10 protein-coding genes are annotated in these 13,042 nt (G+C 72.7%); 5 read left to right on the top strand and 5 right to left on the bottom strand.

Going from position 1 to position 13,042, the window contains the following annotated elements:
• Window positions 1-48: 48 nt before the first annotated feature.
• Window positions 49-1,026 carry a GDP-L-fucose synthase family protein gene (locus tag ACZ6C6_RS06500; protein ID WP_469199721.1) on the bottom strand — a complete coding sequence of 326 codons (978 nt, stop codon included), beginning with the start codon at window positions 1,024-1,026 and terminating at the stop codon, window positions 49-51.
• A 112-nt stretch (window positions 1,027-1,138) separates the two neighbouring features.
• Between ACZ6C6_RS06500 and gmd the strand changes: the two genes are divergently transcribed.
• From gmd to ACZ6C6_RS06480, 4 genes are all read left to right on the top strand, one after another.
• Window positions 1,139-2,152, top strand: coding sequence for a GDP-mannose 4,6-dehydratase (gene gmd / locus ACZ6C6_RS06495; RefSeq protein WP_469199719.1), 1,014 nt, complete (start codon window positions 1,139-1,141; stop codon window positions 2,150-2,152).
• A 130-nt stretch (window positions 2,153-2,282) separates the two neighbouring features.
• Window positions 2,283-4,526 (top strand): LamG-like jellyroll fold domain-containing protein, encoded by a 2,244-nt coding sequence (locus ACZ6C6_RS06490; RefSeq protein ID WP_469199717.1) that lies wholly within the window; start codon window positions 2,283-2,285, stop codon window positions 4,524-4,526.
• Window positions 4,523-5,239 (top strand): hypothetical protein, encoded by a 717-nt coding sequence (locus ACZ6C6_RS06485; RefSeq protein WP_469199715.1) that lies wholly within the window; start codon window positions 4,523-4,525, stop codon window positions 5,237-5,239. Before ACZ6C6_RS06490 ends, ACZ6C6_RS06485 begins: the two co-directional genes overlap by 4 nt.
• Window positions 5,236-6,063 (top strand): glycosyltransferase family 2 protein, encoded by an 828-nt coding sequence (locus tag ACZ6C6_RS06480; RefSeq protein WP_469199713.1) that lies wholly within the window; start codon window positions 5,236-5,238, stop codon window positions 6,061-6,063. Before ACZ6C6_RS06485 ends, ACZ6C6_RS06480 begins: the two co-directional genes overlap by 4 nt.
• Here ACZ6C6_RS06480 and ACZ6C6_RS06475 read toward each other — a convergent pair.
• Window positions 6,035-7,225 carry a glycosyltransferase gene (locus ACZ6C6_RS06475; protein ID WP_469199711.1) on the bottom strand — a complete coding sequence of 397 codons (1,191 nt, stop codon included), beginning with the start codon at window positions 7,223-7,225 and terminating at the stop codon, window positions 6,035-6,037. The two genes, ACZ6C6_RS06480 and ACZ6C6_RS06475, sit on opposite strands and share 29 nt — an antisense overlap.
• A 113-nt stretch (window positions 7,226-7,338) precedes the next feature.
• Here ACZ6C6_RS06475 and ACZ6C6_RS06470 point away from each other — a divergent pair, with 113 nt between their 5' ends.
• Window positions 7,339-8,805: a hypothetical protein gene (locus ACZ6C6_RS06470; RefSeq protein ID WP_469199709.1), complete on the top strand. Its 1,467-nt coding sequence runs from the start codon at window positions 7,339-7,341 to the stop codon at window positions 8,803-8,805.
• On the opposite strand, the gene ACZ6C6_RS06465 is transcribed toward ACZ6C6_RS06470, so the two are convergent.
• Genes ACZ6C6_RS06465 through ACZ6C6_RS06455 form a run of 3 tightly spaced genes read right to left on the bottom strand, consistent with a single transcriptional unit; the run spans window position 8,699 to window position 13,001 of the window.
• Complete coding sequence (locus ACZ6C6_RS06465) at window positions 8,699-10,018, bottom strand: MATE family efflux transporter (RefSeq protein ID WP_469199707.1); 1,320 nt, start codon at window positions 10,016-10,018, stop codon at window positions 8,699-8,701. The genes ACZ6C6_RS06470 and ACZ6C6_RS06465 overlap by 107 nt on opposite strands.
• Complete coding sequence (locus ACZ6C6_RS06460) at window positions 10,015-11,742, bottom strand: P-loop NTPase family protein (protein ID WP_469199705.1); 1,728 nt, start codon at window positions 11,740-11,742, stop codon at window positions 10,015-10,017. Before ACZ6C6_RS06460 ends, ACZ6C6_RS06465 begins: the two co-directional genes overlap by 4 nt.
• Window positions 11,739-13,001 carry a glycosyltransferase gene (locus ACZ6C6_RS06455; protein ID WP_469199703.1) on the bottom strand — a complete coding sequence of 421 codons (1,263 nt, stop codon included), beginning with the start codon at window positions 12,999-13,001 and terminating at the stop codon, window positions 11,739-11,741. Before ACZ6C6_RS06455 ends, ACZ6C6_RS06460 begins: the two co-directional genes overlap by 4 nt.
• Between the last annotated feature and the right edge of the window lie 41 nt (window positions 13,002-13,042).

The raw sequence follows: 13,042 nt of genomic DNA, 5'->3' as shown, positions 1-13,042 counted from the left end.
GCCCGTCCGTCATGGACGGGGACGGGCCGCCCGGCCGGGCGGGGGCGGCTACGCGGCCCGCTGCCGGAGCCACCAGGCGTAAGTCTCCGCGATGCCCTCCTTCAGCGGGATGCGCGGTACGAAGCCGAGGGAGCTGAGCCGCGAGACGTCCAGGAGTTTGCGCGGGGTGCCGTCGGGTTTGCCGGTGTCCCAGCGGATTTCGCCCTCGTAGGCGGTCACCTCGCCGACCGTCGAGGCGAGTTCGCGGATGGTGAGGTCCTCGCCGCAGCCGACGTTGACCGGGGCGTCGTCGTCGTAGCGCTCCAGCAGGAGCGCGCAGGCGGCGGCGAGGTCGTCCACGTGCAGGAACTCGCGCCGGGGGTTTCCGGACCCCCAGAGCGTGAGGGCCGGCGCGCCGGACTCGCGGGCCTCGTGGAAGCGGCGGATCAGGGCGGGCAGCACGTGCGAGGTCTCCAGGTCGAAGCTGTCGCCGGGGCCGTAGAGATTGGTCGGCATGGCGCTGATGTAGGAGGCGCCGTACTGGCGGCGGTAGGACTGCGTCTGCACGACTCCGGCGATCTTCGCCAGCGCGTACGCCTCGTTGGTGGGTTCCAGCGGCCCGGTGAGCAGGGCGCTCTCGGGGATCGGCTGCGGGGCGCGCTTCGGGTAGATGCAGGACGAACCGAGGAAGAGCAGCCGCTCGGTGCCGGCCGCGTGCGCGCCCGCGATCACGCTCAGCTGGATGCGCAGGTTGTCCTCGATGAACTGCACGGGATACGTGCTGTTGGCCATGATCCCGCCGACCCGGGCGGCGGCCAGCACCACGGCGTCCGGGCGTATGCCGCGCAGGAAGGCGGCGGTGCGCCCGGCGTCCCGGAGGTCGAGGAGGTCGCGGCCGCGGGTGATCACCTCGTGGCCGTCGGCGGTGAGGCGGCGGGCCACCGCCGACCCGACCAGGCCCCGGTGACCTGCGACGAACACGCGGGCGCCGGGGCGTAGCAGGGACGGGACTCGTTCCCGGGGAGGGCCGGGGAGATCAGTCGTCATGTTTTCGGATTGTGCCAGCAGCCGGGCGAAACGGTGACGTTTTGGTCCGGATACCTCAGACCTTGACATTTCATGACCAACTGCCTTACGGGCGACCGCAGAAGGGGGAAACGTGGCGAAGACCGCGCTCATCACCGGGGTGACCGGCCAGGACGGGTCGTACCTGTCGGAGCTGCTGCTCCAGAAGGGATACACGGTCCACGGGCTGGTCCGCCGGTCGTCCAGCTTCAACACGGAGCGGATCGATCACATCTACCAGGGCCCGGAGCAGGAGCACCGGTCCTTCGTGCTGCACCACGCGGATCTGGCCGACGGCGTCGCGCTGGTGAACCTGTTGCGGGACATCCGGCCCGACGAGGTGTACAACCTGGGCGCCCAGTCGCATGTGCGGGTCTCCTTCGAGGCACCCCTCTACACGGGGGATGTGACCGGCCTGGGCACGATCCGGCTCCTTGAGGCGGTCCGGGCCAGTGGTATCGACGCCCGGATCTACCAGGCGTCCTCCTCGGAGATGTTCGGCGCGAACCCGCCCCCGCAGAACGAGCTGACGCCGTTCCACCCGCGCAGCCCGTACAGCGTCGCCAAGGTGTACTCGTACTGGGCGACGGTCAACTACCGGGAGGCCTACGGGATGTTCGCGGTGAACGGCATCCTGTTCAACCATGAGTCGCCCCGGCGCGGGGAGACCTTCGTGACCCGGAAGATCACCCGCGGCGTGGCCCGGATCAAGGCGGGCCTCCAGTCCCGGCTGCATCTGGGCAACCTGGACGCGGTGCGCGACTGGGGTTACGCCCCCGAGTACGTGGACGCGATGTGGCGCATGCTCCAGTGCGACACCCCGGACGACTACGTGGTGGCCACCGGGGAGGGGGTCAGTGTCCGGCAGTTCCTGGAGTACGCCTTCGAGCACGCCGGCCTGGACTGGCGCGAGTACGTCCGCTACGACGCGAAGTACGAGCGGCCCAGCGAGGTCGACGCGCTGATCGGGGACGCCTCGAAGGCCGCACAGCTGCTGGGCTGGAAACCGGCCGTACGGGCCCGGGAGCTGGCCCGGATCATGGTCGACGCCGATGTGCGCCGGCTCTCCGACGAACTCGCGGGGGCCGCCGTGCGCGTGGACCGGTAACAGGCTCCGGCGCGCCCCCACCCCCACCGGTGACACGGTGGGGCCGCACGCGCCGGTTGGGGCGGGGCCCCGGTTCCGCCCCCTCGACCGCGGCCAGCGGGCCGCAGCTCGTTCTCACCTTCGGAGCTGAATGATGAACCGAACCCCAGGGCGCCGACGCGGCCGGACGCGGGCCGCGGCGCTCGGCCTGCTCGCGGGCGCCCTGAGCGCCGCCGCCGCGGGCAGTCCCCCGGCCGCCGCCCTCACCGCACCCGTGTCGATCACCGCGGACAACCTTTCCACCTGGCAGACCAACGGCATCGTCTGGTCGATGGCCGCGTCCGACGACGGTGTGGTCTACGCGGGCGGCACCTTCTCCACCGTACGGCCGCCGGGCGCGGCCGCCGGGACCTCCGAGCAGCCCGCGGTGAACTTCGCCGCGTTCGACACCGCGACGGGTGCGCCCACCGGCTGCTCCCTGTCGTTCACGCTCTCCTCCGGGACCGCGACCGTGCGTGCGCTGGCCCTGTCCCCGGATGGTGAAACCCTTTACGCGGGCGGGCAGTTCGGGGCCGTGAACGGGGTGGGCGTCAGCAACGTGGCGGCCATCGACACCGCCACCTGCACCCCGCGCCAGGACTTCAAGGTCGCCGTCTCCGCCACCGTGCGGGCGCTCGCGGTCACCGACGACACGGTGTACCTGGGGGGCGACTTCAAGAGCGTGGCGGGCCAGTCCCGCAACTTCTTCGCCGCTGTCACCACCGGTGCGGCGCTGAAGCCGTGGACGGCGAACGCGGACGAGGTGGGCCGGGCGGTGGAGGTCACACCGGACGGGCAGCACGTGGTGCTCGGCGGGGACTTCTTCACCGTGAACGGCACCAGCACGCACGCGCTCGCGGTGGTGGACGCCACCACCGGCGCACTGGACAAGAGCTACCCGGGCTTCATCCCGAACACCTCGACGGTGCAGGATCTCACCAGCGACGCCAAGCAGTTCTACACCGCCAACGAGGGCACCGGCGGCGGGGTGTTCGACGGACGGATCGCCCTCGACCTCTCCACGTTCAACCAAGTGTGGCGCGACACCTGCCTGGGCGCCACACAGGCGCTGCTGGTCCACAACGGGGTGCTCTACAGCGGCAGTCACGCGCACGACTGCGCGTCCATGGGCGAGTTCCCGGACCAGCCGCGCAAGCACCTGCTGGCGCAGTCGGTGGACGACCCGAAGCTGCTGCCGTGGTTCCCGGACACCAATGACGGCATCGGCGAGCCGGTCGGCCCGCGCGTGATGGCACAGACGGACAAGGGCGGGCACCACTACCTGTGGGTGGGCGGCGAGTTCACCACGGTCAACAGCAAGGCGCAGCAGGGGCTCACCCGGTTCGCCGACGGCCCGGACACGGGGGCGCCGTGGGTGCCGAACGTGAGCGTCTCGACGGTCGCCCCGGGCAAGGTGGACGTGAACTGGCAGACCAGTTTCGACACCGACGACGGGGTGCTCACGTACCGGATCTACAAGGACGGGGCATCCACCCCGGTCCACACGACGACGGGCTACTCCGTCTTCTGGGACCGTCCGCAGCTGCGGTGGACGGACACCGACGTGGCGCCCGGTGAGACGCACACGTACCGGATCAGCGCGAGCGACGGCACCAACACCAGCGCGAAGTCGCCCGCGGTGAGCGCGACCGTGGCCGCCAAGGCCGAGAGCTATCCGGCGAAGGTGCTCTCCGACGGGGCGACCCTCTACTGGCGCTACGACGAGGGCACGTCGACGTTCGCCGCCGACACCGGGGCCGGGCTGGACAACGGCTTCCTGCGCGGCTCGCCCTCGTACCGGCAGACCCCGGCGGCCGTGGCCGGGCCCTCGACCGCCATCGGTTTCAACGGGTCCACCCAGTACGCGTACAGCAACGGCAGCCGGTCCCAGGTCCCGGCGTTCTCCGTGGAGACCTGGATCAAGACCACGACGACCCGGGGAGGGAAGATCATCGGCTTCGGCAGCAACACGATGGAGCTGAGCGGCAAGTACGACAAGCACGTGTACATGCTCAACAATGGGCGGCTGACGTTCGGCACCTCCAACAACGGCGGCCAGACCGTCAGCACGACCGGGGCGTACAACGACGGTGCCTGGCACCATGTCGTCGCCACCCAGGGCTCCGGCGGTATGGCCCTGTACGTGGACGGGCAGCTGCGCGCCTCGAACTCGCGGTACACCAGGAACCAGAGCTACACCGGCTACTGGCGGGTGGGCGGGGACAATCTCGCGACCTGGCCGAACCGGCCGACGAGCAATTTCTTCGCCGGGCAGATCGACGAGACCGCCGTTTATCCGGCCGCGCTGACCGCGGCCCAGGTCAGTGCCCACTACGCGCTGAGGAACAGTGCATGAGGAACACGTTCCTGGCCGGTGCCGCCGTCGTTCTCGCGACGGCGGCACTGGCCGCGTGCGGCTCGTCCTCCGGTCACGGGGACGGTGCCGGGGGCGGCAGGGCGGCGGGGGCACCTCGCGCCGTCGCCTCCTCCCCCGGGCGCGTGGCCGGGACGGACGCGGAGCCCTCAGGGGCCGCTTCCGCCGGTCCCCGGCCTTCGCGGAGCAGCGAGCCGCCCAAGATCCCCACCGACCGGCTGACGCCCGCCACCGGCACGTTCACCAGGAAGCAGAAGGAGTATCTGACCGACCGGGTGCCCGTGGGCATGGACCCGGCCGCTGTGCTCCAGACCGGGCAGGAGACCTGCGACCGGCTCGGCTACCTGGTCAAGGCGGACCGGGACACCGCGGTGGGTGCCATCGTGACGGGCGAGATCACCGGCGCGGAGCCCGCGGTCGCCCATCTGTGCCCCGTCCACAAGGACCTCGTGGAACGGGCCTCGCACGGGTACGCGGACGGGGTGCACCGGGGCGAGGCGCTGCGGCCCGGCCGCTACCGGGACGTCTCCCCCACCGCGAACTGCGCCTGGGAGGTCACCGGTCCGGCCGGAAAGGTGCTGCTCTCGGGCTCCTCGCGGAACGGCAAGCGGACCACGATCACGATTCCGGAGGCGGCCCTCGCCTTCACCTCCACAGGCTGCTGGGCCTGGCTGCCCGAAGGGGAGAACGGATGAGGAAGCTGCCGATAGCCGTGGCGATCCCCACGAAGAACGAGGGGCTGAACATCGCGGAGGCCGTGCGGTCGGTCATCGGCCATTTCGAGGCGGTGGTCGTCGTGGACTCGCACAGTTCCGACGACACGGCGAAGATCGCCGCCGAGTGCGGCGCCGAGGTGGTCCTGTACACCTGGGACGGGGGGCATCCGCGCAAGAAGCAGTGGTGCCTGGACCATGTGCGCACGGACCTGGACTGGATCCTGCTGCTCGACGGGGACGAGCGGCTGAGCCCTGGGCTGCTGGCCGAACTGCGGGGGATCTTCGCGGATCCGGGCGCGCCGAAGCCCGCCGCGTACGACATCCCGCTCGGCTACTGGTTCTCCGGGAGGCGGCTGCGGCACGGCTACACCATCCGCAAGCGCTCGCTGACCGACCGGACGCGCTGCCACTACCCGGAGGTCGGCGATCTGGACGCACCCGGCATCGGGGAGGTGGAGGGGCACTACCAGCCGGTCGCGCGGAGCACGGCGGCGCTGCGTCATCCGATCGAGCACCAGGATCTGGACCCGGTGACGGCCTGGTTCGAACGGCACAACCGGTACTCGGACTGGGAGGCGTGGCTCAATCATCATCCGGAGGTCAAGGAACAGGTCCGCCGCGCCAAGTCGCGGCAGGGGCAGCTGTTCCACAAGGCGCCGTTCAAGCCGCTGCTGTCGTTCGCGTACATGTACGTCTACCGGCGGGGGTTCCTCGACGGGCGCGCCGGGTTCGACTTCGCCCTGGCGATGAGCTTCTACCGCTGGCAGATCGCGCTCAAGTCGCGGGAGAGGCCCGCTTCCTGACGCCCTCGCCGCTCCGGCGGACCACGTCCTCGTAGGTCCGCCGGAGGGTGCGGGTGACGACCTCGATGGTGAAGTGCTCGTTGACCAGCTCCCAGGCGGCCTTCCCGGCGACCGCGTTGGCGTCCGGGTCGAGCAGTTCCAGGACCGCCCGCGCGACCTTGCCCGCGTTGGCGGCGTCCTCCCCCACCCGGCTGTCGATGACCCGGCCCGCCCCGGCACGCGCCACATCGGGCCCGAGCCCGCAGGTGCGGGTGATGACGGCCGGGGTGCCGACGGACATCGCCTCCAGGACCGAGACGCCCAGGGGCTCCTCGATGGACGGCAGGACGTAGACGTCGGCCTCGCGCCCCGCCTCCAGCACCTCCTCGTGGCCGAGCGGCCCCACGTGGTCGAGCGAGTCCGTCACCCCGAGGCGGCGCGCCAGTGCGAGGGTGCCGGGCAGGGCGCCGGTGTCCGGTCCGGCGAGGACGAAGCGGGCGCCGGGATGCTCGGCCAGCACGGCGGGCATCGCGGCCACGAAGTCCTCGGGGCGCTTGCGCTCCTGGATGCGGGCCAGGAACAGCACGGTCGGAGGGCGGCCGGGCTCGCGGGCCGGTTTGAACGGCTGCGGGCGCACCCCGTTGACCAGGCGCACGGTGCGGGTGAGCGGCACGGGGGCGGCGACGGCGTTGACGTCGAGGCGCTCGGCCTCGGTGAGGTGGAGCACCGCGTCGGCGCCGCGCAGCACCCTGCGGACGCCCAGGAGGTCGGTGAGCTGCGCGACGCGCTTCTCGGTCGGGTCGACCATGCCGTGCGTCTGGACGACCAGGGGGGTGCCGGAGGCCAGGGCGAGGAGGGCGGCGGGCAGGGTGACCAGGTCGCGCATCAGGTGGACGTGGACGAGGTCGGCGCCGCGCATCATGCGGCGCGCGGTCCGCAGCAGGGCGGCGGAGGTGATCCCGCTGACCTCGAACATCGGCAGCAGGTGGCGCGCCTGGAAGAGGTGGACGGGGACGCCCTCCACCTCGGACGGCAGGGGTCCGTCGAAGCCGTCGCCGAGAGCCATGATCCTCGCGTCGTCGCCCCCGGCACGCTGGACCTTCGAGAGGTTCAGCGCCACCCGGGTCGGACCGCCGAAGGCGTGGTCCGGGGTGTGCAGCGTGACGATGTGCAGGATCTTCACCAGGGTCCCCCTTGCCCTCGTCCGGCCCTGCCCAGACTAGTCGTCACATCTCCTCACGTGTGGTGATTCGTTAAGGTGGTGCCACACAACCGCGCTTCGGAGACGGTGAGTTGATGGCAACCGTGCACGAGAGCGCGCCCTCCGCGCCCGCCCGCCCACTGTCCTGGGCGATGCTGTCGCGGGCGCTGGCCGTGCCGATCGTCCTCGGCCTGGTGTGCTTCCTGCCCGCGCTGATCGCCGCCCAGCCCGGGACCGGGGTGCGGGACACCGCGTACTGGTTGCAGCTCGTCCTGACCTGCTACTCGGGGGCGCGGCTCGCGACGATGATCCTGTCCACGCGGCGGCGGCTCCTCCAGGGCATCTTCTGGATGTTCGTGTACATCGCGATGGGGGTCGCGCCGTTCGCCCAGCTGGTCATCGGACAGACGCCGACGCCCGCGGTCGGGCCGCGCGCCGACCTGGTGACCGCCGTCGCGCTGGTGCTCGTGGGGTGTGCGGCCTTCGACCTGGGGGCGCTGCTGGCGTCGCGGCGCCCGCTGCGCCGCCGCACGGTGCGCGGGGACGGGCACGGCGCCACCGCGCATCCCGTGCGGCTGCGGCTGCTGGTGCTGGTGGCGTTCGCGGCGAGCGGGTACTACGTGCTGAAGCTGGGCGGACCCGCGGTCTTCTTCTCCAGCAGGCAGGAGATCAGTGCCTCGGTCGCCGAGAGCGGGGTGGCGTCGGGCGAGTCCAATGTGGGTTCGGCGTTCCTGAAGGGCTTCGGCACGGTTCCGGCGCTGCTGGCGCTGCTGTTCTACACGCGCAGGCTGGTGACCTCGCGCCGGGCCAGGCGCGCTCCGTCGACCGTGCTGGTCTGGTGCGGCCTGGCGGCTGTCAACCTGATCGTGAACAACCCCGTTTCCAACGCCCGTTACTGGTTCCTGACGGTGCTGGTCTCGCTGTTGTTCACGGCGTTCCCGCGCAGTGCGGCGATGTACCGGTCGGTGCTGGCGCTCGGGGTGATCGGGGCGCTGGTGCTGTTCCCGTACGCGGACCGGTTCCGGTACGACGACGAGGGGTACCGCCCGGTCCAGTCGTCGTCGGTGTTCGAGCCGCTGGCCACCAAGGACTACGACCAGACGGTGATGTTCGCCAACACGGTCACCTGGGTCGGCACCCGGGGGCACACCTATGGGCGGCAGCTGGCGGGGTCCGCGTTCTTCTTCGTGCCGAGGGCGGCGTGGAGCGGGAAGCCGGAGGACACCGGGGTGCGCGTCGGGCAGTGGATGGGGATGAACATGACCAACCTCTCCGCGCCGCTGTGGGCGGAGCTGTGGGTCGACTTCGGGGTGGTGGGCCTGGTCGGCGGGCTGGCGCTGACGGGGTACGGGGCCGCACGCACCGATCGGCGTTACGCGCGGGCGGTCTCGCGGGACGGTCCGGGGGCGGGCAGTGTGCTGGCGATCGCGGCGCCGCTGATCGCCGGGTACACCTTCATCCTGCTGCGCGGTCCGTTGTTGCAGGCGGCGGGGAAGCCTGCGATCGCGGCCCTGTGCCTGGCGCTGGTGACGAGTCTCCGGTCCGGGCGGCGTCCGCGCTGACCGGCTCCGGGGCCCGCGCGCCCGCCCGGGTCAGCCGGGCCACCCGGGTCCAGGTCGCGACGGCCTTGCAGACGGAGCCCAGGCACAGACCCCAGGCGGCTCCGGTCACCCCGCCGATCGCGTAACCCGTGGCGAGGAAGGCGACCGCGGCGAGCGAGAACACCACCTGGATCGAGAGCGTGGTGCGCGGGTCGAGGAGCCGGAGGGCCAGTAGTCCGCAGGTCCCGGCGGCCATCGCCGCGTACTGGCTGCCGGTGGCCGGGAGGAGCGCCGCCGCCGTGGGCCAGGTCGCGCCCAGCAGGTGGCGGCCGGCCGAGCCGGGCAGCAGAGCGAGGGCGGTGGCCCAGGCGGCGGCCGTCAGCGCCAGGACGGCGGCCAGCGCGGCGGTCGCGCGCACCCGGAGCCGGTCGGTCGCGAGCCGCCCGAGGAGCGGCGGGCCGAAGCCGGTGGCGGAGGTGAACAGCACGTTGAGCGGGCCGAAGAGCGTGGTGGCGCCGCGCAGGGCGCCCACGACGAGGGGGTTGCCGACGGCGCCGAGGCCGAGCACGGAGAGCTGGGAGGTGGCGTTGCCCACGCCGAACTCGACCACGAACCTCCGGCCGAGGTGCCCCTTCGCCAGCAGGGGCCGCAGCGCCACCGGAGCCCCCCTGGTCCTGCGGTGCAGGGCGGCCAGGGACAGCAGCAGCGCGGGGAGGGCGGAGAGCCCCCAGACCGCGACCAGCCGAGCGGCCGGCGCCCCGTGCGGCTGTACGGCCAGGGCGCCGATGACGCACACCAGCCGGAGGGTGTCGGCGGCCAGGGCCAGATGCTGGGCGTGCAGGGTGGCGAAGGCGTAACGGGCGATGTCCTGGCCCAGTACCACCGGCAGCACCAGGCCCAGCGCCATCAGGGCCCCTGCCGTGGAGCCGGGCAGCAGGACGCCGACGGCGGCGAGCGGACCGCCGAGGGCGGTGGCGGCGAGCAGCGTGAAGCAGACTGCCGACCGGCAGGCCGACCTGGTGTCCTCGCCGCCGCCCCGGCGGAGCACGAGCGGCTGTCCGGTGAAGGCGCCGGAGACACCGAGCAGGACGGTGAAGACGAGGTAGACGGCCGAGAAGCGGGCGAAGCCGGTCACGCTGGAGAGCCGGGCGGCGGCCACCAGGACCAGGATGTTGGTGAGGGCCGCCACCCCCTGGTCCGCGACCGAGCAGGCGATCGCGGTACGGGCTCTCATCGGTGTCCGGCCGCGCTGTTGCGGCCGCCGCGGCCGTCGTCCACGGTGCGGAGGCCGAGTGTCTCGGCGGGGTCACCGGTGCGGCCGGCCGCCTCGGGGTCGCCGTACCTGCCGCGCGGTGCGGCGGCCTCCCGGGTGGCCGGCTGCTGCCCCCGCCCGCCCCGGGGTGCGTTGCGGCGGGCCGGCCGGTCCAGCCGGCCGAAGCCGGGGTGGAGCAGGGTGCCGAGGACGGAGCCGCCCGCCGCGCCGATGATCTCGCGGATGCGTTCGAGGTCGCTGCGGTGCACCTCGCGCGGTTGGCACACGATGACGACGCCTTCGACGCGGTCCACGAGCGCGACGGCGTCCGCGTACGACAGGACAGGAGGGGCGAGCACGATGACGACCGCGCCGGGCCTGCCGCCCTCGGCGATGATGCGGCTGACGGGGGCGGAGGTCAGGGCGCGCGGCACGTTGTCGGTGCGGCGTCCGGCGACCAGGGTGAAGGCTCCCGACCCCGGCACGTCGACGTTGGCCCGGCTGTCGGACGGCCAGCCGCGGTCCTGGTTGCCGGTCGCCCAGCGGGGGCTGCGGCCCGGGTGGGCGGCTCCGAGGTCGCCGGCCAGGGACGGGGTCCGCAGGTCGGCCTCGACCAGCAGGACGTCGCGGCCCATCTCGGCGAAGGCGGCGGCCAGGTTGGCGGCGGCGGCCCGCGCCATGTCGTTGTCGCCCCGGGGCGCGGTGACGAGGAGGCGGCGGCGTTCGGCGAAGGACGGGTCGTAGGCGAGCCGGAAGGCCACCGCCCGGTACTCCTCGGCGAGCCGGCTGCCGGGGCGGCCGATCGCCAGCAGGGTGCCGGCGGCCGCGCGTTCCCTGGGCAGGGTGCCGAGCAGCGGGGCGCCCAGGGAGCGGACGAGTTCCCTGGTGGAGCGGACGGCCGGGTCGAAGACGAGGCGCACCCACGACATCAGCAGCCCGAGGGCGAGACCGACGACGCCGCCCAGCCCGAGGAGGAGCGGCAGGCCCGCTCCGGTGGGGTGCTGGGGGGCGACGGGCTTCTTGTTGAGGTAGCCGGGGGTGGTGTCCAGCGCGCGGAGTTCGGAGATCTTCTGGTTGAGCGCGGAGATGGCGACGATGAGGTTGGCGCGGGCGCTGGTGACGTCGTCGCCGCCGGTGCCGGTCTCCTGTTCGGCGAGCCGGTCGCGCTGCTCGGTGAGGGGTTTGAGCTGGGCGCGATAGCCGTCGATCATGTTGTCGATGCTGTCCTCGGTGCGCTCCCGGCGTATCTCCAGGTATGCCTCGGCGAGGGCTTCGGCCCGGGCCCTGGCCTGCTCGGGGGTGCGGCCGGTGTAGGCGAATTTGAGGACGAGGGTGTTGGGAGGGTTGGTGACCTGGAGCCCGGAGAGCAGTGCGCCGACCTCGACTGTGTCGCCCTGTTTGGCGAGGGTGCCGGCCGCGATGGTGCCCACGGCGTCGCTGACGGCGGTCTGGCGTTCGGAGCCGATGTTGATGCCCTTGTCGGCGGAGGCCCCCGCGGCGAAGGGGTCGGAGGTGGCGGACCGTACGGACACCTCGCCGGTGGCCGCGTAGGTGTCGTCCCCGCTGAGGGCGAGCCAGCCGCTGCCGATGAGGCCGAGGAGCACACCGGCGACGAGGAGGGTCCGGTAGCGCAGGAGCTGGCGGAACTGGTCCCGGAGCAGGGCGGGTTCGTCCTGCTCGTCCAGGGAACGGATCGGTTCGGTCATCGGCGTGGGCCTCCCCGGCCGTCCCGCAGGGCCTCGGTGAGCAGGGCGTCGAAGCGGGCCAGCGCCGCTTCCCGGCCCAGATGGCCGGCCACATAGCGCGGCCCCTGGGCGCCGAGCGCGTCGGCCCCGGCGGGTGACTCGACCAGTTTGCGGACGGCACCGAGCACGGCGGCCGGATCCTCGGGCGCGACGAGGAGCCCGGCCCCGGAGCGCCGCACCTCCTCGGCGGTGCCGCCCTCCTCGGCGACGGAGGCGACGACGGGGCGCCCCGACACGAAGTACGAGGTGAGCTTCGACGGCACGCTCATGTCGAGCACCGAGGCGCGCTGGGTGACGGCGAGGACGTCGGCGGCGGCCAGGATGTCGGTGAACTCGTCCGCCCCGGCCGGGGGCAGGAAGTCGAGATTGGGCAGCCCGGCGGCGCGGGCGCGGAGGGCCTCGCGCTGGTTGCCGTCGCCCATCAGGACGATCCGGATCTCGGGGGCGAGCCGGGCGGCGTCGACCAGGACCTCCAGGCCCTGTTTGAGGCCCATGTTGCCGGAGTGCAGGACGACCGGTGTGCCCTCGCACCAGCCGAGCCGGGCCCGGGTCGCGGCGCGGTCGGCCGAAGGGGCCTGTACGTGGCTCCAGTTGGGCACGACCCGGATGCGCCCGGGGTCCACTCCGTAGGCGGTGACACGGGGCACGAAGCTCTCGTGGATGACGCCGACGAGCGTCGCGGCGGTCAGGGCGAACCGTTCGGCCTTCGACGCGAGGGCCGCCGCCCCGTCCCCGCCCCGGATGCCGCTCTGGGCCGCCGCGGCGCCCATCAGGTCCTGGACGACGGGGAGGTACGGCACCCGGTGGCGGCGGGCGAGGCGGGCGCCGATGACCCCGCCGGCGAGGCTGGGTATCTGGGAGACCACTGCGTCGGGCCTGATGGCGGGCGGTGCGAGGAGGCCGTGCGCCAGGACGCTGCCCTCGAAGGCGGCTCTGCGCAAGGCGCTCTGGCGGGCCGGGACGTAGTGGCGCCTGCGGTGCACGGTGACGCCCGCGCGCCGTTCCTCGACGCGCCAGGCCCCCCGGTAGGCCGCGTCGGTCCGCCAGGCCGGGTAGTGCGGCATGCCCGTGAGCACGTGGGTGTCGGCGCCGGACGCGGCCCAGTGCTCGGCGAGCTGAGCGGCGTACGGACCGATGCCCGTCAGTTCCGGCGCGTAGTTCGTGGAGACCACCAGCAGGCGGCGCTGCTCGAACGGTCTGCGGTGCTCTTCGTCTGGCATCGGACGATCGCCTTCCCCCCGGAGCCACCGGTGTTCCACCG

The sequence above is a fragment of the Streptomyces sp. NPDC041814 genome, assembly GCF_055590565.1.
The sequence above is the reverse complement of the archived record's forward strand: the minus strand, read 5'-3'. Positions and strand labels throughout refer to the sequence as shown.

Coding starts and splice junctions, on each gene's coding strand:
- ACZ6C6_RS06500 (WP_469199721.1), bottom strand. CDS start 1,026: ATGACGACTGATCTCCCCGGCCCTCCCCGGGAACGAGTCCCGTCCCTG.
- ACZ6C6_RS06490 (WP_469199717.1), top strand. CDS start 2,283: ATGATGAACCGAACCCCAGGGCGCCGACGCGGCCGGACGCGGGCCGCG.
- ACZ6C6_RS06485 (WP_469199715.1), top strand. CDS start 4,523: ATGAGGAACACGTTCCTGGCCGGTGCCGCCGTCGTTCTCGCGACGGCG.
- ACZ6C6_RS06480 (WP_469199713.1), top strand. CDS start 5,236: ATGAGGAAGCTGCCGATAGCCGTGGCGATCCCCACGAAGAACGAGGGG.
- ACZ6C6_RS06470 (WP_469199709.1), top strand. CDS start 7,339: ATGGCAACCGTGCACGAGAGCGCGCCCTCCGCGCCCGCCCGCCCACTG.
- ACZ6C6_RS06465 (WP_469199707.1), bottom strand. CDS start 10,018: ATGAGAGCCCGTACCGCGATCGCCTGCTCGGTCGCGGACCAGGGGGTG.
- ACZ6C6_RS06460 (WP_469199705.1), bottom strand. CDS start 11,742: ATGACCGAACCGATCCGTTCCCTGGACGAGCAGGACGAACCCGCCCTG.
- ACZ6C6_RS06455 (WP_469199703.1), bottom strand. CDS start 13,001: ATGCCAGACGAAGAGCACCGCAGACCGTTCGAGCAGCGCCGCCTGCTG.